We start from the raw sequence: 18,674 nt of genomic DNA, 5'->3' as shown, positions 1-18,674 counted from the left end.
TCCGTTCGGCCGATCAGGGCGCGGCACCCGTCCGGGTGCCGCGCCCGATCGATCAGAAAGCGTCGGTGGCCAGGATCTTCTCGATGTTGCGCTCGGCGAGCGCGGTGATGGTGAGGAACGGGTTGACCCCGGTGCTGCCCGGGATCAGCGAACCGTCCGTCACGTACAGGCCCGGGTAGCCGGGCAGCCGCCCGTAGTTGTCGGTGGCCTGGTTGAGGATGCAGCCGCCGAGCGGGTGGTAGGTGAAGTCGTCGCCCCAGACCTTGTTCACGCCGAACAGGTCGCTGCGGTAGACCGTCACCTGCTTCGCGTTGATGGTGTCGAAGACGCGCTTGGCGGCGTCGATCGCGGGCTGGTTCCACGCCGTCTGCCAGCTGAGGTCCACCGCGCCGGTCGAGCTGTTGAAGCTGAACGCGGCCCGGTTGGGGTTCTTCGTGATGGCCAGGTAGAGGCTGATCCAGAGCTCGGTGCCGGCCGGGAACGGGGCGATCTCGGCGAAGACCGGCCCGGCGGCGTCGGCCCAGTTGTCGATGCCCATGGCCGGCATCCCGGATTCCACGGCACCGGTGGGGTTCCAGATGTGGTTGGCCCGGGCGACCATCACGTTGCCGTTGTTGCCCCAGCCCTGCCCGACCGCGCTCGGCAGGTTCGGCAGCAGGCCCTGGGCGCGCATCGCGACGAGCAGCTTGCTGGTGCCCACGCTGCCGGCCGCGAAGAACACCTTGTCCGCCCGGACCGTCTTGGTGGCCACCGTGGCGCCGGTCGTGTCGATCTGATTCATCGTGACCGTGTAGCCGCCCGCGGCGTTCGGCGCGACCGCGGTGACCACGTGCTGGGCGGTGACGGTCAGCCGGCCGGTGGCGGCCGCCGTGGCCAGGTACGTCTTGTCCAGCGACCGCTTGCCGTAGTTGTTGCCGTAGATGACCTCGCTGGCCAGCGCCGACCGGGGCACGGTGCCGGCCTGCTCCTTCTTCATGTAGTCGAAGTCGTAGACGTTGTTGAGGAAGGTGGTGGTGTAGCCGGACGCGTTGGCCTGGGCGCGGCTGACCCGGGCGAACTGGTAACAGTCGGCGGTCTCGAACCAGGCGGTGTCGATGGCGTTGACCCCCAGCCCGGCGTTGGCCCGCGGGAAGTACGTGTCGTACATCGAGGCGACGTCGACCGAGGGCAGGATCTGCGTGAAGTAGTCGCGCTTGGGCACGACCGCCATCCCGCCGTTGACCAGCGATCCGCCGCCGACGCCGCGGCCCTGGTAGACGCGGATGCCGGCGAACTTCTCCGAGTCGAGCACGCCGGTGTACTTCGGGATCGTCTTGTTGGCGCTGATGCCGAGGAAATAGCCGACCGGTTGATCGGTCGTGGTCCGCAACCAGTACGAGCGCTGGTCCGGGTTGAGCATGTTGCAGAACACCTTGCCGTCCGAGCCGGCGGTGTTCCACGCCATGCCCATCTCGACGATGGCGGTGGCGATGCCGGCCTGGGTCAGCCGCAGCGCGGTGACCGCGCCGCCGTAGCCGCTGCCGATCACCAGCGCCGGGACGTGGTCGCCGGAGGCGAGCGCGGCGCCGGCCGCGGAGGCCTTGGCGAGCAACGCGGCGGCCGGCGCGCCGAGCGCGGCGGCCTTGAGCAGGGTGCGACGACTGGCCATCTCTCAGGCCCCCTCGGCGAGACTGTTGGCGGCGATGTAGCCGAACGTCATCGCGGGGCCGATCGTCGAGCCGGCGCCCGCATAGCTGTGCCCCATCACGGCGGCGCTGGAGTTGCCCGCGGCGTACAGGCCGGGAATGACCGAGCCGTCCGCGCGCAGCACCCGCGATTTCGGGTCGGTGCGCAGGCCGCCCTTGGTGCCGAGGTCACCCGGCACGATCTTGCAGGCGTAGTACGGCGGCAGCCAGAGCGGCGCGAGGCACGAGTTCGGGACGACCGCCGGGTCGGTGTAGTAGTGGTCGTACGCGCTGTCGCCGCGGTGGAAATCGGTGTCCTTGCCGGCGAAGGCGAACCCGTTGAACCGGGAGACCGTGGCCGACAGCGCCGACGACGAGACCCCGATCTTTCCGGCCAGGGCGCTCAGCGTGTACTCCTTGAAGACCGCGCCCGAGCTGTACCAGGAGTCGGGGAACGGCAGGAGCGGGGCGACGTCCCGGAACAGGTACCGGTTGCGGTAGTTCTGATCGAAGATGAGCCAGGCCGGGATGTCCGGCGTGACGACGTTCTTGTCGTACATGACATGCACGACGTCGCTGTACGGCGCGGCCTCGTTCACGAACCGCTGCCCGGCGCTGTTCACCAGGATGCTGCCCGGCAGGGTGCGCTCGGCGAGGCAGAAGTACGGCTCCTCGGGCAGCGGGATCGCCGGGCCCCACCACGAGTCGTCCAGGAAGTCGGTCGCCGCGCCCGCGCGCAACCCCGCCTGGATGCCGTCGCCGGTGTTCTCCTTGGCGCCCACCGTCCAGTCGACGCCGATCGGCTGCCGCTGGTAGGCCAGCCGCATCGCCAGGTTGTGCTCGAAACCGCCGGCCGCTACCAGCACGCCGCGGTTGGCGGTGATGCCGGTCGCGACGCCGTCCTTGGTGACCACAACGCCGGTGACCCGGCCGCTGGTGTCGAGCTGCAGGTCGGTAAGGGGCGTGTTGAGCCAGACCGGTACGCCCGCGGCGACGAGCCCGGCCCGCAGTGCCCCGGCGAGCGCTTGACCCATGGTGAGCGGCGTCTTGCCGGCCGCCACCGCCGCGGTGTAGCGGGCGACGCACTCGGCCGCGACGGCGGTGCCCTTCACGTTGACCAGCGCGAGGTTGAGCCACTTGTAGTCGGCACTGAAGACGGTCAGGCCGGCCGGCGTCGGCAGGTACGCCGGGTTCAGGTTGGCCAGTTCCGCGCCGAGCAACTTGCCGTCGAACATGTCCGGCTCGATCGAGCGGCCCTGCGGCATCCCGCCGGGCAGTTCGGGGTAGTAGTCGGAGTAGCCGGACATGTAGCGGAAGCGCAGCGGGCTGTTCGCCAGCACGAAGTCGATCATCGACGGCCCGTTGTCGAGGAACGCCTGCTGCTTGGCGGTGGGCACGTCGCCGTTGACCACGGCGGCGAGATAGGCGGCCGCCTTGGCCGGGGTGTCCGGCACGCCGGCGGCCAGGATGACCTGGTTGTTGGGGATCCAGATGCCGGCGCCCGAGCGGGCCGCCGAACCGCCGAAGGTGGGTGCCTTCTCCACCACGAGAACGCTCAGCCCGCGTTTGTTCGCGCGCAGCGCCGCGGTCATGCCCGCGGCGCCGCACCCGATGACCACCACGTCGTAGCTGGGCTGGGCGGCCCGCGCCGGAATGCCGAGCGCGGACGAACCGGCGACGAGGCCGGTTCCGATGGCTGCGGCGCCGGTGAGGACCTGGCGCCGATTGAGGTGTGCGGACATCGCGGAGCTCCTCTGGAAGTTGGAGCTAGAACGCGTTCTACTATCAGCCCACTGTTAACAAGATGTCAAAGGGATGCGTCAATTAGAACTTGTTTCAAATCGGCGATATCCTTCACCCGCTCGGCGCGGCCGGCGGCCAACGGGGAAACCAGCAGCGTGGTGACGCCGGCGGCGGCCAGCGCGGCCACCTGGGCACGCAGCGAGGCCAGGTCGCCCACGAGCGAAGTGGCGCGCACCAACGGCTCGGGCACGGCGGCGATCGCCTCGGCCCGCCGTCCGCCCAGGAAGTGTTCCTGGACCGCCGCCGCCTCCCGCGGGTAGCCGTAGCGGCGTACGAGGTCGTTGGAGAAGTTCCGGCCCTTCGCCCCCATCCCTCCGATGTAGAGCGCCAGTTGCGCGCGGTGCCGGCCGAGCAACCGCTCGCTCGGCTCGCCGACCGCGAACGGCAGCGGCACCATGATGTCCAGCGGCCCGAGCGCCGGATCACGCCGGGAAAGGCCTTCCTCGAGCGCCGGCCCGAAGACCCGGGACAGTGCGGCCGGGTCGAGGAACAGCGCCTGCCAGCCCTCGGCCAGTTCGGCGGCGAGCGCGACGTTGCGCGGGCCCATGGCGGCCAGCAGGATCGGGATCCGGTCGCGGACCGGCCGGTTGATGAGCTTGAGCGGCTTGCCGAGGCCGGTCCCGGCATCGGCCGGCAGCGGGATCCGGTAGTGCGGGCCGTCGTGGACGAGCACTTCCCGGCGCCAGACCCGCCGGCAGATCTCCACCACCTCCCGGGTCCGCGCGAGCGGCGCGTCGTACGGGACCCCGTGGAAGCCTTCGATCACCTGCGGCCCGGAGGCGCCGAGCCCGAGCGAGAACCGGCCGCCGGAGACGTAGTCGATACCCGCCGCGGTCATCGCGGTGAGCGTCGGCGTGCGGGTGTAGAGCTGCATCACCCCGGAGGCGAGCTGCATCCGGCTGGTCCGGGCGGCGAGGTAGCCGAGCTGGCTGACCGCGTCGAAGCTGTACGCCTCGGGCACCACGACCAGGTCGGCGCCCGCCGCCTCGAACTCGACCACCTCCTCGACGGCCGCCGCGAACCCCTCCCCGCTGTACCCGAGCTGAATGCCCAGCCGCATGTCAGGCGCCGGCGTCGTGGACGATCACCTGGCGGATGACGTCGCCGCGGCCGAGGTTGGCGAGCGCGTCCTCGACCTCCTCGAGCCGGATCCGGTGGCTGATCATCCCCTCGAGATCGAGCCGGCCGGCGCGCCAGAGGGCGATCAGGCGAGGGAAGTCGCGCGGCGGGTGGCCCGAGCCGTACATCGACGGGATGATGCTCTTGCCCTCGAAGAGCAGCTCGAACGGGGTGAACTCGACCTGGTGCTCGGGCCGGCCGGCGCCGACCACGACGACGGAGCCGCCGCGGCGGGTCGCGGTCCATGCCGTCCGCAAGGTCTGCGGCAGAGCGACCACGTCGAAGGCGTAGTCGAAGCCCTCGCCGGCGGTGACCTCACCGACCAGGTCGCTGAGCCCGTCGGGAGTCACCGCGTGGGTGGCGCCGAAGCGGCGGGCCACCTCGAGCTTCGCCGGGACGGTGTCGACGGCCACGATGACGGACGCGCCGGAGAGCCGGCAGCCCTGGATCGCCGCGATGCCGACGCCGCCGCAACCGATCACCACGGCGGTCTCCCCCGGGCGCAGCTGAGCGGTGTTGACGACCGAACCGACGCCGGTCATCACGCCGCAGCCGACCAGGGCAGCCACCTCGTACGGCACATCGGCGTCGATCTGCACGGCGCCGATCCGCGGCACCACCATCTCCTCGGCGAACGCGCCGCAGCCCGCCATCCCGAACACCGGCAGGTCGCCGGCCATGAATCGGGGCATCGCGTAGCCGGTCATCACGTGGGTCATGCACAGATACGGCATGCCGCGCACGCACTCGGCGCACGTGCCGCAGGACGGCAGCCAGTTGACGATCACCCGGTCGCCGGGCGCCAGGTCGTCCACGCCCTCGCCGACCTCGAGCACGTCGCCGGCCGCCTCGTGGCCGAGCACCGCGGGCACCGGCTGGGGCAGGCCGCCGTCGCGGGCGGACTGGTCGGAGTGGCAGACGCCGGCCGCGCGCACGCGGATCCGGATCTCGCCCGGGCCGGGACCGAGCACGGTCACATCGTCGCGTATGTCGAGCTTCTCGTGGTCGCCGATCCCGTGGATAACCGCTGCCCGCACCTCGCCACCCCCTCTGGAAACTAGAACGCGTTCTACGCTATCGGCCGCTCCGGAACCGAGCAAGCGATTGGGCAAGTACGATCGGCCGGGTGACGACCACGAAGAAGGCCGCGCCGGCGTCCGAGCGCCGCGCCCATCTGGTCCGGCTGGCCGCCGACCTGTTCGCCGAGAAGGGTTTCCGGGCCACCACGGTTCGCGAGATCGCGGACGCCGCCGGCATCCTCTCCGGGAGCCTCTACCACCACTTCGACTCCAAGGAGTCGATCGGCGACGAGATCCTCCGGGAGTTCCTCGACGACGTACTCGGCGGGTACCGGGCGGCGGTCGCCGGCACCGACGACCCGCGGATCGCCATCGAGCGGATGGTCCGGTCCAGCACGGCGGCGCTCAGCCGGCACCGGGCCGCCCTCACCATGCTGCAGAACGACTGGGCCTACTTCAGCGCGCAGAAACGCTTCGCCTACCTGCGGACGGCGATGAAGGAGATCGAGCAGACCTGGATCGACCAGCTGGAGCGGGGCAAGCGCAGCGGGCAGTTCCGGGCCGATCTGGACGCGCGGCTCATCTACCGGCTGCTGCGCGACATCCTGTGGATCCCCACGTCGTGGAAGCAGAGCCGCGGCCAGTCGTGGAGCACCGACGAGATCGTGACCGGACTGCTGCACCTGCTTTTCGTCGGCATCAGCGCGCATTGACGGTGCTACCCTCCTCCCAAGCAAGCGCTTGGTAGGAGGGGGCCCGATGGGACGTCTCGATGGCAAGGTTGCACTCATCACCGGTGGCGCGCGCGGCATGGGCAAGTCGCACGCCCGGCATTTCGTCGCCGAGGGCGCCCGGGTCGTGATCGGCGACGTGCTCGACGACAAGGGGCAGGCGGTCGCCGACGGCCTCGAGGGCTGTCACTACGTGCACCAGGACGTGACGAGCGAGGCCGATTGGTCCGCCGCCGTGGCCGCGGTGCTCGACACGTACGGCAGATTGGATGTTCTGGTGAACAACGCCGGGATCCTGCGGCACGGGTCGATCGCCGAGATGGAGCCGGCCGAGTTCCGCCGGGTCATCGACGTCAACCTGGTGGGCTGCTGGCTCGGCGTGCACACGGTGGCGCCGGTGATGACCGCGGGCGGCGGCGGCTCGATCGTGAACGTGTCGTCGATCGAGGGATTCGCCGGCGCGGCCGGGCTGTCCGCGTACAGCGCCAGCAAGTTCGGCATCCGCGGCGTCACCCGGTCGGCGGCGCAGGAGCTGGGCCCGGCCGGCATCCGGGTCAACTCGGTGCACCCCGGCGGCGTGCTGACCTCGATGTCGCTGGGCGCGGCCGAGCACATGACCGGGATCGATCCGGCCGCGTTCCTCAAGGCGATGCCGATCGCCCGGTTCGCCGAACCGATCGAGATCTCCCGGCTGGTCGCCTTCCTCGCCTCGGACGAGTCGTCCTACACGACCGGGGCCGAGTTCGTCGCCGACGGCGGGCTGCTCAGCGGGCCGGGGTACTGAGATGACCTCCCTCGACGGAAAGATTGCCGTCGTCACCGGCGCGGGGCAAGGGCTGGGCGCGGCCGAGGCGATCGCGCTGGCGGCCGCCGGCGCCCGGGTGGTGCTCAACGACCTGCCGGGCCCGGGCCTCGACGCGGTGGCGGCGCACATCCGGGACGGCGGTGGCGAGGCGACGGTCCGCCCGGGTGACGTCGCCGAGTGGTCCATCGGTGAGGCGCTGGTGCAGGCGTACGGCGGCCTCGACATCCTGGTCAACAACGCCGGCGTGCTGCGCGACCGGATGATCTTCTCGATGTCCGAGCAGGAATGGGACACCGTGATCCGCGTCCATCTGCGCGGTCACTTCGTCACCACCCGGCTCGCCACGGCGTACTGGCGGAATCTGAGCAAGGCCGAGCAGAAGCCGGTGTACGCCCGGATCGTCAACACCTCGTCGGAGGCCTTCCTGCTCGGCTCGGCCGGGCAGCCCAACTACGCGGCGGCCAAGAGCGGCATCGTCGGGCTCACCGTCGCCACCGCTCGCGGCTGCGCCCGCTACGGCGTGCGCGCCAATGCGATCTGCCCGCGCGCCCGCACGGCGATGACCGGCGAGCTGATGGGTCCCGCCCCCGACGGCCCCGACCCGATGTCGCCCGAGCGCGTCACCCCGCTGGTGGTGTCGCTCGCCGGTCCGGCCGGGGAACGCGTCAACGGCGAGGTCTTCGTCGTGCACAGCGACGTGGTGGCCGTGCTCGACCCGCCGACCATCCGGCAGACCTTCCGCGCCACCGCCGGCGAGTGGACTTCCGACGAGCTGGACGCCACGCTGAGCGGCGTTTTCACCGCCGACCCGCCGGCGCCCGGCTTCGTCTGCGAGGACACCATGGCCCTGGCCGACGCCACGTTCGGGGAGAACTCGTGAAGCAGCGCGACACCGTGACGATGCCGCCCGACGAGGCACAGAAACTGCTCGAAGACGGCCGGAAGCTCCAGCTCGCCACCATCAACCCGGACGGCACGCCCCACCTGGTCAGCATGTTCTACGGGATGCGCGACGGCCGGATAGCGTTCTGGACCTACCGCGCCTCGCAGAAGGCGCGCAACCTCGCCCGCGACCCCCGGGTGACCTGCCTGGTCGAGGACGGCGACGATTACTTCGAGCTGCGCGGCGTGCAGGTGACCGGATCGGTGACCCGGATCGACGACCTCGCCGGCGTGACCGCGATCGGCAAGCTGATCGCCGGCCGGATGGCCGGGCAGGACGCCGAGGTGCTCGACGACTATGTCGCGCACGCGGCCGCCAAGCGATCGGCCTACCTGGTCGAGCCGCGCCGGGTGGTCAGCTGGGATCACCGTCGCCTGCTTTGAGCAACTTCGGGAGGTAGCCCGGCCACTCGCCGCCGCCGTGGACGGTCAGCGCCGCGCCCGTCACGTAGGCCGCCAGCGGCGAGGCCAACAGCAGGCAGACGCCGGCCACGTCCTCCGGCGTCGCGGGCCGGCCCATCGGCACGGTGCGCGCCACGGCCGAAGGGTCCAGCCCGGCGCTGCCCACCGGGCCCGGGATCACGCTGTTCACCCGCACCGCCGGCGCCCACTCGGCGGCCAGGCTGGTCGCCAGGTGGTGCAGGCCGGCCTTGGCCGCGCCGTAGGCGGCCGTGCCGGGCGACGGGCGGGTGCCGCTGACGCTGCCCACCATGAGGATCAGACCGCCGCCGGGTTGCTTCCGCATCACCGCGTTGGCCGCCTGGGCGACGTGCAGCGGGGCGATCAGGTTGAGCTCGATGATTTTCGCGTGCAGCCGGGGCGAGGCGGTGGCCGCCGGCGCCGCCGGCGCGCCACCCGCGTTGTTCACCACGACATCGAGCCGGCCGAATCGCTCGACCGCCGCGTCGACGAGGGCCGCGGCCTGTTCCGGATCGCGCACGTCGGCCCGAAACTCCGCCGTCTCATGGCGACCGCAGACCAGCACCTGGGCGCCGGCCTCCCGGAAGGCGGACGCGATCGCCGCGCCGATCCCTCTGGTGCCGCCGGTGACGACCACCGCGCGGCCGGTGAAGTCCATCGGCCGATGGTAGCCGACCAAGCAAGCGCTAGGTTAGCCTGTCGCGGTGGGCGTACACCTGGACCGCGGCGCGGTCGCCGAGGTGGTCATCGATTTCCCGCCGGTCAACGCGTTGCCGGCGGCCGGCTGGCTGGCCGTCGCCGACCTGGTGACGGCGGCCGGGGCCGATCCGGCGACCCGGGCGGTCGTGCTGTCCGCCGAGGGCCGCGGGTTCTGCGCCGGCGTGGACATCAAGGAGATGCAGCGCGGCCCCGGCCACGAGGTGCTGCTGGCCGCGAACCGGGGCTGTGCCGCCGCGTTCGCCGCCGTCTACGACTGCCCGGTCCCGGTGATCGCCGCGGTGCACGGCTTCTGCCTCGGCGGCGGCATCGGCCTGGTAGGCAACGCCGACCTGATCGTGGCCGCCGACGACGCCACCTTCGGCCTGCCCGAGGTTGACCGGGGCGCGCTCGGCGCCGCCACCCACCTGGCCCGCCTGGTGCCGCCGCAGCTGATGCGGGCGATGGTCTACACCTGCCGCCCGGTCACCGCCGCCGATCTGCACCGCTTCGGGACGGTGCACGAGGTGGTGCCGGTGGGCCGGCAGCGGGCCGCCGCCCGGGCGGTGGCCGAGGAGATCGCGGCCAAGGACCCGGTGGTCATCCGCCGGGCCAAGGAGGCGCTGAACGGCATCGACCCGGTCGACGTCAAGCGGTCGTACCGGTTCGAGCAGGGCTTCACCTTCGAGCTCAACCTCAACGGCGCCGGCGACCGCGCCCGGCAGAGATTCGTCGACGGGAGCTGACGTGGACATCGTCATGACGGCCGGCGACGTGGTCGGCGAGCTGCGCGACGGGATGACGATCGGGATCGGCGGCTGGGGCTCGCGCCGCAAGCCGATGGCGCTGGTCCGGGCGATCTGCCGGGCCGGCCTGCGCGACCTGACCGTGGTCACCTACGGCGGGCCGGATGTCGGGCTGCTGATCGCGTACGGGTGCGTGCGCCGGGTGGTCACCGGCTTCGTCTCGCTGGACAGCATCGCGCTCGAGCCACACTTCTGCCGCGCCCGCCAGGAGGGCGCGATCGAGCTGACCGAGTACGACGAGGGGATGCTCTACTGGGGGCTGCTGGCGGCCGCCAACCGGTTGCCGTTCCTGCCGATCCGGGCCGGGCTGGGCTCGGACGTCATGCGGGTCAACCCCTCGCTGCGCACGATCCGATCGCCGTACGCCGACGACACCGAACTGGTCGCGATGCCGGCGCTGACGCTGGACGCGGCGCTGGTCCACCTGAACCGCGCCGATCCCTCCGGCAACGCCCGCTACCTCGGCCCCGACCCATACTTCGACGACCTGTTCTGCCTGGCCGCCAAGCGCCGCTACGTCTCCTGTGAGCGATTGGTGAGCACCGCCGAGCTGATGGATTCCGGCCCGCCGCAAGGGCTGCTGCTCAATCGGATGATGGTGGACGGGGTCGTGGAAACCCCACGCGGCGCCCACTTCACCAGCTGCGTGCCCGACTACGACCGGGACGAGTCGTTCCAGCGGGAGTACGCGACGGCCGGCTGGGACCAGTTCCGATCGGCCTACCTGGACGGTGACGAGGAGAGCTACCAGAAGGCGGTGGCGGCGCGATGACCCGGGCCGATGTCTGCGTGGTCGCGTGCGCCGACGCGTGGCGCGGCGACGGCGCGGTGCTGGCCTCGCCGACCGGCCTGATCCCCCGGCTCGGTGCGCGGCTGGCGCAGCTCACCTTCGCTCCCGGCCTGCTGCTGACCGACGGCGAGGCGACGCTGCTGCGCGACGACGAGGCCGAGGGCTGGCTGCCGTACCGGGCGGTGTTCGCCGTGGTGGCGGCCGGCACCCGGCACGTGATGATGGGCGCGAGCCAGATCGATCGGTTCGGCAACCAGAACATCTCCTGCATCGGGGACTGGTCCCGCCCGAAACGGCAGCTCCTGGGGGTCCGGGGCGCGCCGGGCAACACCGTCAACCACGCCACCAGTTACTGGGTGCCCCGGCACGCGCCGCGCGTGTTCGTGCCCGAGGTCGACATGGTGAGCGGCGTCGGTCATGACCGCGGCGCGATCGAGATCCGGGTGGTGGTGACGAACCTGGCGGTGCTGGATTTCGCCACGCCCGATCGCTCGATGCGGCTGCGCTCGGTGCACCCCGGCGTGTCGGTGGCCGAGGTCCAGGCCGCCACCGGGTTTCCGCTCACGATCCCGTCCGACGTGCCGTCGACCCGGCGGCCGACGGCCGAGGAGCTGGAGCTCATCGGCGAGCGGCTCGACCCGGAAGGCCTGCGGGAGAAGGAGATCCGGTGAGGACCCGGCTCACCGAACTGCTCGGCTGCCGCCATCCGATCGTGCAGACCGGCATGGGCTACGTCGCCGGCGCCGGCCTGGTCGCGGCCACCTCGGCGGCGGGCGGCTTCGGGATCGTCGCGTCCGCGACGATGACCCTGGACAGGCTGCGGGAGACCATCCGGGAGATTCGCTCGCGCACCGATGCGCCTTTCGGGGTCAACGTACGCGCGGACGCGCCGGACGCGGCCGAGCGGATCGACCTGCTGATCCGGGAACGGGTCCGGCTCGCCTCGTTCGCGCTCGCGCCCAGCCGGGAACTCATCCGTCGCTGCGCCGACGGCGGCGTGCTCACCATGCCGTCGGTGGGAGCCCGCCGGCACGCCGAGAAGGTGGCTTCCTGGGGCGTGGACGCGGTGCTGGTGCAGGGCGGCGAGGGCGGCGGGCACACCGGGCCGGTCCCGACCACGCTGTTGCTGCCGCAGGTGGTGGACGCGGTCGGCATCCCGGTGGTGGCGGCCGGCGGCTTCTTCGACGGGCGGGGGCTGGTGGCGGCGCTCGCGTACGGCGCCTCCGGGGTGGCGATGGGCACCCGGTTCCTGCTCACCTCGGACAGCCCGGTCGGCCCCGAGGTCAAGCGGCAGTACCTGGCCGCCACGGTCACCGGCACGGTGGTGACCACCCGGGTCGACGGCGTGCCGCACCGGGTGTTGCGGACGCCGTTCGTGGACGGGCTGGAACGCGCCAACCGGCTCGCCGGCCTGCTCCGGTCGGCGCGGCACGCGGCCGCGTTCCGCCGCGAGTCGGGGCTGTCCTGGCCGGCCCTGCTGCGGGCCGGCCGGGCGGCGCGGCACGGGCGGGAACTCTCCTGGGCGCAGACGCTGATGGCGGCCAACACGCCGGCGCTGCTGCGCACCTCCATGGTCGACGGCCGGCCCGAGTCGGGCGTGATGTCGGCCGGTCAGGTGGTCGGCCTGATCGACGACCTGCCCTCCTGCGCCGACCTGATCGACCGCATCATGAAGGAGGCCGACGACCGGATCGCGGCGCTCACATCCGCTCGATGATGGTCACGTTCGCCTGGCCGCCACCCTCGCACATGGTCAGCAGGCCGTAGCGGCCGCCGGTGCGCTCCAACTCGTGCAGCAGGCTGGTGAGCAGCCGCGCGCCGGTCGCGCCCAGCGGGTGGCCGAGCGCGATCGCGCCGCCGCTGACGTTCACCCGCGACGGGTCGGCTCCGGTCTCCCGCAGCCAGGCGAGCACCACGCTCGCGAACGCCTCGTTCACCTCGAACCGGTCGATGTCGCTCATCCGCAGCCCGGCCTTCCGCAACGCGTGCGCGGTCGCCTCGATCGGCGCGGTCAGCATCAGCACCGGGTCACCGCCGCGCGCGGACAGGTGCCGCACCACCGCCCGCGGCCGCAGCCCGTGCGCGCTCACGGCCAGCCGCGAGGCGACCAGCAGAGCCGCCGCGCCGTCCGCGAGCTGGCTGGACGCCGCCGCCGTGGTGACCCCGCCCGGCCGCAGCGGGGCGAGCGCGGCCATCCGCTCGGCCGAGGTGTCCCGGCGCGGCCCCTCGTCGGTGCCGCACGCGCCGACCGGCACGATCTCGGCGCCGAACCAGCCCGCGTCGATCGCGTGAATCGCCCGCCGGTGACTCGACAGCGCCCACTCCTCGAGATCCGCCCGGGAGAGCGCCCACTTCGCCGCGATGTCGTCGGCGCTGCGGAACTGCGACACCTCCTGCTCGCCGTACCGCGCCCGCCAGCCCGCCGAGCCGGCATACGGCCCCGACGGCGCCATCGCGCTGCCGATCGGCACCTGGCTCATGCTCTGCACGCCGCCGGCCACCACGAGATCGGCCGTTCCGCTCATCACCGCCTGGGCGGCGAAGTGCACGGCCTGCTGGCCCGACCCGCACTGCCGGTCGACCGTCACCCCGGGAACGTGTTCCGGCAGCCCGGCCGCCAGCCAGCTGGTCCGCGCGATGTCGCCGGACTGCGGCCCGAGCGTGTCCACACAGCCCAGCACCACGTCGTCCACGGCGGCCGGATCGACGCCGGCCCGATCGAGCAGCGCCGCGATCACCTGCCCGGCCAGGTCGGCCGGATGCACCGCGGCGAGCCCGCCGCCGCGCTTGCCGACGGGCGATCGAACCGCCCCGACCAGATACGCCCTCTCCACGGTTGACGCCCCTCCGCCGGATGGACTCTACTAGAACAGGTTCTAATCTATGACACCGGGCGGCCACCATGCACGTGGGATACACACCGGAGCAGGAGCAACTACGCCGGGAGCTGCGCGCGTACTTCGCCGAGCTGATGACGCCCGAGTTACGGGCGGCGCTGACCGACGACGACGGCGAGTACGGCGACGGCGACGCGTACCGATCGGTGGTGCGGCAGCTGGGGCGGGACGGCTGGCTGGCGCTGGGCTGGCCGGTCGAGCACGGCGGCCGCGGACGGTCCCGGATGGACCAGCTCATCTTCGCCGACGAGGCGGCCATGGCCGGGGTGCCGGTGCCGTTCCTGACCATCTACACGGTCGGGCCGACCATCGCCCGGCACGGATCCGATCGGCAACGCGCCGAACTGCTTCCCCGGATCGCGGCCGGCGAGGTGCACTTCTCGATCGGTTACTCCGAGCCCGGCGCGGGCACCGACCTCGCCGCGCTGCGCACCCGGGCGGTCCGCGACGGCGACGAGTACGTGATCAACGGTCAGAAGATGTGGACCAGCCTGATCCGGTACGCGGACTACGTCTGGCTGGCCTGCCGCACCGACCCGGACGCGCCCCGCCACAAGGGCATCTCGATGCTCGTGGTGCCGACCGACGCGCCCGGCTTCTCCTGGACGCCGGTGCACACCGTGGCCGGCCCGACCACCAGCGCGACCTACTACAGCGACGTGCGGGTGCCGGTGTCCGCCCGGGTCGGCGCCGAGAACGAGGGCTGGCGGCTCATCACCGACCAGCTCAACCACGAGCGGGTGGCGCTCACCCCGGCCGCGCCGCTGCGTCGGGCGCTCGACGAGGTGACCGCATGGGCGGTCGAGAACCGCCGGACCGACCTGGAGTGGGTGCGGCTGCACCTGGCCCGGGTGCACGCCAAGACCGAGGTGCTCAAACTGCTCAACTGGCGGGTCGCCGCCGGTGACGACGGCGCGCCGGCCGCGGTGTGGGCCTCCGCCGGCAAGGTGTACGGCACGGAACTGGCGGTCGAGGCGTACCGCCTGCTGATGGAGGTGCTCGGCCCGGCCGCCACGGTGCGCACCGGTTCGCCGGGCGCCCTGCTGGCCGGGCGGATCGAGCGGATGCACCGCGCCTCGCTGATCCTCACCTTCGGCGGCGGCACGAACGAGGTGCAGCGGGACATCATCGCGGCCGGGGCACTCGGCCAGCCGATCCGGCGTTAGGCCGCGTATCAGAGTCTAGGGGGCTCCGATGGACTTCACGCTCAGCGGCGAGGCGCGCGATCTCGCCACCCTGACCCGGGACCTGGTGGCCTCCGGTCGTCCACTGTGGCCGGCGCTGGCCGAGGCCGGCGTGCTCGCCGCGGCGCTGCCCAAGCGGGCCGGCGGCGAGGGCTACGGGCTGCTCGAACAGTGCGCGATCCTGGCCGAGCTGGGCCGGGCCGCGGCGACCGTGCCGTACCTGCCGTCGATCGTCGCGGCGGCGTCCACGCTGGCCCGCTTCGGCACCGACGAGCAGGTGGCCGAGTGGGCCGAACCGGCCGGCCGCGGCGAGTCGGTGCTGACCGCCGCGACGGCCGACTGCGTCGACGCCCGCCCCGAGGGCGCCGGCTGGGTCCTGGACGGCGAGGTCACCGCGGTCCCGGCCGCGGATCGCGCTGGCCTGATCCTGGTGCCCTCCGGGCCGGATGTGTTCCTCGTGCGGGCCGGCGACCCGGGGGTCGAGGTCGACCCGCAGCGCGTCGAGGGCGGCCCCGGGGCGGGCCTGCTGCGGCTTTCCGGGGCGGCGGGCCAGCCGCTGGAGGGCGCGGCCGCCTGGCTTCGCGCGCACGCCACGATCGGCGCCTGTGCCGCCCAGCTCGGCGTCGTCGAGCGCGCCCTGGAGATGACGGCCGAATACGCTCGCTCCCGGGTCCAGTTCGGTAAACCGATCGGATCGTTCCAGGCGGTGTCGCAGCGCCTGGCCGACGCGTACGTCGACGGCGAAGCCCTCCGGCTGACCATCTGGCAGGCGGCCTGGCTGCTCGCCGCCGACCGCCCGGCGGCCGCCGAGGTCGCGACCGCCGCGTTCTGGGCGGCGGAGGCCGGCCACCGGGTGGCGCACACGGCCGTCCACCTGCACGGCGGCGTCGGCGTCGACGTCGAGTACCCGCTGCACCGCTACTTCCTGGCCGCCAAGTACCACGAGTTCCTGCTCGGCGGCGCCACCGGTCAACTGCTCACGCTCGCCGCCACCTTAGGAGAGAACGGATGAAGTTCAGCCTCGGCATCGCGCTCAGCCCCCTCGACCAGCTCATCGACCTGGCGCGCACCGCCGAGGAGTGCGGCTTCTCGTCGATCGCGCTGCCCGACTCGCTCTTCTACTCGGAGGAGGTCAGCGCGAAGTATCCGTACACGCCGGACGGCAGCCGCTTCTGGGACGCCGAGACGCCGTGGTCGGACCCGCTGGTGACCGCCGCCGCGCTCGGCGCCGCCACCACGACCATCCGGTTCTACACGCAGGTGCTCAAGCTCGGGCCGCGCAACCCGGTGCTGCTGGCCCGCCAGGTCGGCTCGGTGGCGCACCTGACCGGCAACCGGTTCGGGCTCGGCGTCGGGCTGGGCTGGTCGCCGGAGGAGTCGCTGTGGTGCGGCGCCCCGTTCAGCGATCGCGGCGCGCGCGGCGACGAGGCGATCGAGGTGCTGAAACTGATCCTCGGCGGCGGCATGGTCGAGTACCACGGCAAGCACTTCGAGTTCGGCAAGCTGCGGATGAGCCCGGCGCCCACCGCGCCGGTCCCGATCTACGTGGGCGGCCACGCGGGGGTGGCGCTGCGCCGCGCGGCCCGGGTCGGCGACGGCTGGTCGTCGGCGATGATGCGCTTCGCGGAGCTCCGTAAGGTCATCGACCGGCTGGGCGCGCTGCGCGCCGAGTACGGCCGGGCGGACGAGCCGTTCGAGATCCAGGCGGTCTGCATCGACCGGTTCGGCCTGGACGGCTTCCGCCAGCAGGCCGAGATCGGCGTGACCGACGCGATCGTCGTCCCGTGGCGCTTCTACGGCGTCGGCTTCGACGGTGACCTAGCCGCCAAGAAGGACGGCATCCGCCGCTTCGCCGACGAGGTGATCGCCAACCTGACCTGACGGGCTACTCGAACGCGGCGTCCACATCGGCCGGGGTCAGGCCGAAGTCGGCCAGATCGTAGCGGTGGGCCGGGCCACGTGGCCCGGCCTGCAGCGACGTCATGGCGGCCCGGGCCTCGGCGGTCAGGGTCGATCCGATCCGCTCGTAAACGGACTCGATCGTGCCGATCGGATCCGCGACGAAATCGTCGTAGTCGACGTCGACGAAGTGCGCGGGGTCGTGCCCCGCACGTTCGATCGCAAACTTTCGCAGGCCGCGCGACCACAGCTCCAGCTGCGCCCGCCCGAGCACCTCGCCCCGGAACAGTCCCGACCAGCCCTCGGATGCGTGCGCGTTCAGGCTGCACACCGAGGCGATCACGGTCCGCGGCGCGCGGTGGGTCTGGATGACCACCGCGTCCGGGTAGGCGGCGAGCAGCGCGTCCAGCGCGAACAGGTGGCTCGGGTTCTTCAGCACCCAGCGCCGATCGAGATCGTTCAGCCCGATCAGCTGCAGGTTGCGCCGGTGCCGCCGATAGGCGTCGGTCCAGTCGTGCGAATCGAGCCATTGCGAGTAGGACGGGATGTGCGCGATGCATTCGAAGGACACCGAGGTCATCGACTGCACGAGCAGCCGCCAGCACTCCTCCACCTGATCGGCCGCGATGTAGTGCACGCCCATGAACTCCGGGTCGGCCACGTGATGCTGCTCGTAACCGGCCTGCAGCGCCGCGAAGAACGGATTCGACGCCCACGTCTCCCGCGGCGGCCGGGGCTGCGGCGCCTCGGTCAGCCACAGCTCGGGACCCTGGTGCGCCGGGTCGGCGGTGAGCAGCCGGTGCAGCGCGGTGGTGCCGGTACGCGGCAGCCCGGTCACGAAGACCGGCCGGGTCACCGGCACGCCGGCGTGCTCCGGATACTGCCGCCAGGCCGCCTCGCTGAGCAGCCGGGAAACCAGCGCGGCGCGCAGCATGCCGCGGAACGCCTTGCTGCCCGCCGGGGTCAGGGCCGCTTCCGTCCGGTACGCGGAAAGCAGGGTCGCCATGCCCTCGCGATAGGAGTCGTCGCCGAAAACGTCGAGCCCGGTGAGCCGGGTGGCGGAGGCGTGCAGGTCCTCGATCGTGCCGACATCCGTACGCTCGCTCTGCATGCCGCCCCCCTCAGTGGTGGAACTCGCCGCAGTTGACGTCGAGGCACTGCCCGGTGATGCCGCGGGCCATCCCGGAGAGCAGGAACAGCACGGCGTCGGCCACCTCGTCCGGCTCGGGCAGCCGGCGCAGGTCGGTGGTGGCCGCGACCTCGTCGTAAATCTCCTGCGAGGGCACCCCGCGCTGCTCGGCCTGGTAGTCGAACCACCAGCGCAGGCTGTCCGCCCAGATCCACCCGGGGGCGACGGAGTTGACGCGTACGCCCCGCGGCCCGAGCTCGCCGGCCAGGTTCTGCGCGACCGCGAGCAGCCCGGCCTTGGCCAGCTTGTACGGCCCGAACGGTTTGCGGGAGTGGCGCAGCACCGCCGAGTTCACCATCACCACCGCGCCGCCCGACTCGACCAGCGCGGGGGTGAGCAGCCGGGTCAGCCGCAGCGCCGCCAGCACGTTGACCTCGAAGCTGGCCCGCAGCTCCTCGAAATCCACCTTGCCCAGGCTGCGCATCGGCGGCATCGCGAAGGCGTTGTTCACCAGGCCGTCGACGCGGCCGAACTCCGCCAGCGCGGACCGCACGAGCGTCGCGGACGCGTCGTCGTCGGTGAGATCGGTCGGCACCACCAGCGCTCGCCGCCCGGCCGCCTCCACCTTCCCGGCGACTTCGCTCAGATACGACCCGGTACGGGCGGCCAGCACCACGTCGGCCCCCGCCTGCGCGGCGCGCACCGCGACCGCTTGCCCCAGCCCGGGCCCAACCCCGGCGACCAGCACGACCTTGTCGGCGAGCAGCACG

19 protein-coding genes are annotated in these 18,674 nt (G+C 72.3%); 11 read left to right on the top strand and 8 right to left on the bottom strand.

Going from position 1 to position 18,674, the window contains the following annotated elements; all coding sequences use genetic code 11:
* Positions 1–52 precede the first annotated feature (52 nt).
* The 4 genes from IH26_RS0116850 to IH26_RS0116835 form a co-directional block, all read right to left on the bottom strand.
* Positions 53–1,648: a GMC oxidoreductase gene (locus tag IH26_RS0116850; RefSeq protein ID WP_030437152.1), complete on the bottom strand. Its 1,596-nt coding sequence runs from the start codon at positions 1,646–1,648 to the stop codon at positions 53–55.
* Positions 1,649–1,651: 3 nt separating this feature from the next.
* Positions 1,652–3,406, bottom strand: a complete 1,755-nt coding sequence (kstD, locus tag IH26_RS0116845; protein WP_030437151.1) for a 3-oxosteroid 1-dehydrogenase — start codon at positions 3,404–3,406, stop codon at positions 1,652–1,654.
* Between the two features lie 65 nt (positions 3,407–3,471).
* On the bottom strand, positions 3,472–4,527 hold the full coding sequence (locus tag IH26_RS0116840; RefSeq protein WP_030437150.1) for an LLM class F420-dependent oxidoreductase: 1,056 nt from the start codon (positions 4,525–4,527) through the stop codon (positions 3,472–3,474).
* A gap of 1 nt (position 4,528) precedes the next feature.
* Positions 4,529–5,623 (bottom strand): Zn-dependent alcohol dehydrogenase, encoded by a 1,095-nt coding sequence (locus IH26_RS0116835; RefSeq protein ID WP_030437149.1) that lies wholly within the window; start codon positions 5,621–5,623, stop codon positions 4,529–4,531.
* A gap of 89 nt (positions 5,624–5,712) precedes the next feature.
* Here IH26_RS0116835 and IH26_RS0116830 point away from each other — a divergent pair, with 89 nt between their 5' ends.
* The 4 genes from IH26_RS0116830 to IH26_RS0116815 are packed head-to-tail and all read left to right on the top strand — an operon-like array spanning position 5,713 to position 8,467.
* Positions 5,713–6,318: a TetR/AcrR family transcriptional regulator gene (locus tag IH26_RS0116830; RefSeq protein WP_030437148.1), complete on the top strand. Its 606-nt coding sequence runs from the start codon at positions 5,713–5,715 to the stop codon at positions 6,316–6,318.
* A 46-nt stretch (positions 6,319–6,364) separates the two neighbouring features.
* On the top strand, positions 6,365–7,120 hold the full coding sequence (locus tag IH26_RS0116825) for a glucose 1-dehydrogenase (protein WP_030437147.1): 756 nt from the start codon (positions 6,365–6,367) through the stop codon (positions 7,118–7,120).
* Between the two features lies 1 nt (position 7,121).
* A complete protein-coding gene (locus IH26_RS0116820) occupies positions 7,122–8,021 on the top strand; it encodes an SDR family NAD(P)-dependent oxidoreductase (protein WP_030437146.1) in 900 nt (299 codons plus the stop codon).
* On the top strand, positions 8,018–8,467 hold the full coding sequence (locus IH26_RS0116815) for a pyridoxamine 5'-phosphate oxidase family protein (protein WP_030437145.1): 450 nt from the start codon (positions 8,018–8,020) through the stop codon (positions 8,465–8,467). Before IH26_RS0116820 ends, IH26_RS0116815 begins: the two co-directional genes overlap by 4 nt.
* Here the strand turns inward: IH26_RS0116815 and IH26_RS0116810 are convergent.
* Positions 8,439–9,161 carry an SDR family oxidoreductase gene (locus tag IH26_RS0116810; protein ID WP_030437144.1) on the bottom strand — a complete coding sequence of 241 codons (723 nt, stop codon included), beginning with the start codon at positions 9,159–9,161 and terminating at the stop codon, positions 8,439–8,441. The two genes, IH26_RS0116815 and IH26_RS0116810, sit on opposite strands and share 29 nt — an antisense overlap.
* Positions 9,162–9,207: 46 nt before the next feature.
* Here IH26_RS0116810 and IH26_RS0116805 point away from each other — a divergent pair, with 46 nt between their 5' ends.
* Genes IH26_RS0116805 through IH26_RS0116790 form a run of 4 tightly spaced genes read left to right on the top strand, consistent with a single transcriptional unit; the run spans position 9,208 to position 12,512 of the window.
* Entirely contained in the window at positions 9,208–9,945 is a 738-nt protein-coding gene (locus IH26_RS0116805; protein WP_030437143.1) for an enoyl-CoA hydratase family protein, read from the top strand.
* A 13-nt stretch (positions 9,946–9,958) separates the two neighbouring features.
* Positions 9,959–10,777, top strand: a complete 819-nt coding sequence (locus tag IH26_RS0116800) for a CoA transferase subunit A (RefSeq protein WP_030437142.1) — start codon at positions 9,959–9,961, stop codon at positions 10,775–10,777.
* Entirely contained in the window at positions 10,774–11,466 is a 693-nt protein-coding gene (locus tag IH26_RS0116795) for a CoA-transferase subunit beta (protein WP_030437141.1), read from the top strand. The genes IH26_RS0116800 and IH26_RS0116795 overlap by 4 nt, the downstream gene beginning before the upstream one ends.
* On the top strand, positions 11,463–12,512 hold the full coding sequence (locus IH26_RS0116790; RefSeq protein ID WP_030437140.1) for an NAD(P)H-dependent flavin oxidoreductase: 1,050 nt from the start codon (positions 11,463–11,465) through the stop codon (positions 12,510–12,512). The genes IH26_RS0116795 and IH26_RS0116790 overlap by 4 nt, the downstream gene beginning before the upstream one ends.
* Here the strand turns inward: IH26_RS0116790 and IH26_RS0116785 are convergent.
* Positions 12,496–13,629, bottom strand: a complete 1,134-nt coding sequence (locus tag IH26_RS0116785; RefSeq protein WP_030437139.1) for an acetyl-CoA C-acetyltransferase — start codon at positions 13,627–13,629, stop codon at positions 12,496–12,498. The genes IH26_RS0116790 and IH26_RS0116785 overlap by 17 nt on opposite strands.
* Positions 13,630–13,697: 68 nt before the next feature.
* Between IH26_RS0116785 and IH26_RS0116780 the strand changes: the two genes are divergently transcribed.
* Genes IH26_RS0116780 through IH26_RS0116770 form a run of 3 tightly spaced genes read left to right on the top strand, consistent with a single transcriptional unit; the run spans position 13,698 to position 16,757 of the window.
* Positions 13,698–14,858: an acyl-CoA dehydrogenase family protein gene (locus IH26_RS0116780; RefSeq protein ID WP_030437138.1), complete on the top strand. Its 1,161-nt coding sequence runs from the start codon at positions 13,698–13,700 to the stop codon at positions 14,856–14,858.
* Positions 14,859–14,886: 28 nt separating this feature from the next.
* Positions 14,887–15,888 carry an acyl-CoA dehydrogenase family protein gene (locus tag IH26_RS0116775; protein WP_030437137.1) on the top strand — a complete coding sequence of 334 codons (1,002 nt, stop codon included), beginning with the start codon at positions 14,887–14,889 and terminating at the stop codon, positions 15,886–15,888.
* Positions 15,885–16,757, top strand: a complete 873-nt coding sequence (locus tag IH26_RS0116770; RefSeq protein WP_030437136.1) for a TIGR03619 family F420-dependent LLM class oxidoreductase — start codon at positions 15,885–15,887, stop codon at positions 16,755–16,757. The genes IH26_RS0116775 and IH26_RS0116770 overlap by 4 nt, the downstream gene beginning before the upstream one ends.
* Positions 16,758–16,761: 4 nt before the next feature.
* Here IH26_RS0116770 and IH26_RS0116765 read toward each other — a convergent pair whose 3' ends face one another.
* Together IH26_RS0116765 and IH26_RS0116760 are read right to left on the bottom strand one after the other, a co-directional pair.
* The gene (locus IH26_RS0116765) at positions 16,762–17,886 is read right to left on the bottom strand and encodes a sulfotransferase family protein (RefSeq protein WP_030437135.1); all 1,125 of its coding nucleotides are present in this window, start codon (positions 17,884–17,886) and stop codon (positions 16,762–16,764) included.
* 10 nt (positions 17,887–17,896) lie between these two features.
* On the bottom strand, positions 17,897–18,673 hold the full coding sequence (locus tag IH26_RS0116760) for an SDR family oxidoreductase (RefSeq protein WP_030437134.1): 777 nt from the start codon (positions 18,671–18,673) through the stop codon (positions 17,897–17,899).
* Position 18,674: the final 1 nt, after the last annotated feature.

It is taken from the genome of Actinoplanes subtropicus, assembly GCF_000721705.1.
In the GTDB taxonomy this organism is placed as follows: Bacteria; Actinomycetota; Actinomycetes; order Mycobacteriales; family Micromonosporaceae; genus Actinoplanes; species Actinoplanes subtropicus.
This window is presented reverse-complemented; position numbering and strand designations above follow the sequence as displayed.

Coding starts and splice junctions, on each gene's coding strand:
- IH26_RS0116820 (WP_030437146.1), top strand. CDS start 7,122: ATGACCTCCCTCGACGGAAAGATTGCCGTCGTCACCGGCGCGGGGCAA.
- IH26_RS0116780 (WP_030437138.1), top strand. CDS start 13,698: ATGCACGTGGGATACACACCGGAGCAGGAGCAACTACGCCGGGAGCTG.
- IH26_RS0116795 (WP_030437141.1), top strand. CDS start 10,774: ATGACCCGGGCCGATGTCTGCGTGGTCGCGTGCGCCGACGCGTGGCGC.
- IH26_RS0116770 (WP_030437136.1), top strand. CDS start 15,885: ATGAAGTTCAGCCTCGGCATCGCGCTCAGCCCCCTCGACCAGCTCATC.
- IH26_RS0116840 (WP_030437150.1), bottom strand. CDS start 4,527: ATGCGGCTGGGCATTCAGCTCGGGTACAGCGGGGAGGGGTTCGCGGCG.
- IH26_RS0116775 (WP_030437137.1), top strand. CDS start 14,887: ATGGACTTCACGCTCAGCGGCGAGGCGCGCGATCTCGCCACCCTGACC.
- IH26_RS0116825 (WP_030437147.1), top strand. CDS start 6,365: ATGGGACGTCTCGATGGCAAGGTTGCACTCATCACCGGTGGCGCGCGC.
- IH26_RS0116810 (WP_030437144.1), bottom strand. CDS start 9,161: ATGGACTTCACCGGCCGCGCGGTGGTCGTCACCGGCGGCACCAGAGGG.
- IH26_RS0116850 (WP_030437152.1), bottom strand. CDS start 1,648: ATGGCCAGTCGTCGCACCCTGCTCAAGGCCGCCGCGCTCGGCGCGCCG.
- IH26_RS0116765 (WP_030437135.1), bottom strand. CDS start 17,886: ATGCAGAGCGAGCGTACGGATGTCGGCACGATCGAGGACCTGCACGCC.
- kstD (WP_030437151.1), bottom strand. CDS start 3,406: ATGTCCGCACACCTCAATCGGCGCCAGGTCCTCACCGGCGCCGCAGCC.
- IH26_RS0116800 (WP_030437142.1), top strand. CDS start 9,959: ATGACGGCCGGCGACGTGGTCGGCGAGCTGCGCGACGGGATGACGATC.